Below are 365 nucleotides of genomic sequence, written 5' to 3'. Positions count from 1 at the left end.
CCACTTATCTAAACAAGGTAAGTAATTGAGGCAATGACTATGAAGAAGTTAGTCGAGACGATTGTCAAGCCTCTTGTCGATCATCCTGAAGATGTAAAAGTTACACAGGAACTTTACAACGGAGAGATAAAGTATCGATTAACTGTACATCCTGAGGATGTTGGAAAAGTCATTGGAAAGCAAGGGAGAGTTGCAAAAGCAATTCGAATGCTCTTGTATTCAGTGGGACATCATAATGATGAAAAAGTAACACTGGAAATTCAATAAACGTAAAAAGGGCGAGGAGTTATTTCCTCTCCCTTTTTTAACATTTAAAGAGAAGTTGCATGTTCCATATATGAAATGGAAATGCTTAATTTATATAG

Annotated in this window: 1 protein-coding gene; it reads left to right on the top strand. The window is 35.9% G+C overall.

Features of this window, described 5'->3' with window-relative positions; all coding sequences use genetic code 11:
• The first annotated feature begins 39 nt into the window (after positions 1-39).
• Positions 40-267 carry a KH domain-containing protein gene (locus MR113_RS27550; protein ID WP_000737399.1) on the top strand — a complete coding sequence of 76 codons (228 nt, stop codon included), beginning with the start codon at positions 40-42 and terminating at the stop codon, positions 265-267.
• The last annotated feature ends 98 nt before the right edge of the window (positions 268-365 follow it).

The organism is Bacillus cereus group sp. BfR-BA-01379, from assembly GCF_022663605.1.
Taxonomy (GTDB): domain Bacteria; phylum Bacillota; class Bacilli; order Bacillales; family Bacillaceae_G; genus Bacillus_A; species Bacillus_A mobilis.
The sequence above is the reverse complement of the archived record's forward strand: the minus strand, read 5'-3'. Positions and strand labels throughout refer to the sequence as shown.

What these genes read in the sequence shown, in the direction of transcription:
- MR113_RS27550 (WP_000737399.1), top strand. Translation starts at nt 40, where the DNA reads ATGAAGAAGTTAGTCGAGACGATTGTCAAGCCTCTTGTCGATCATCCT.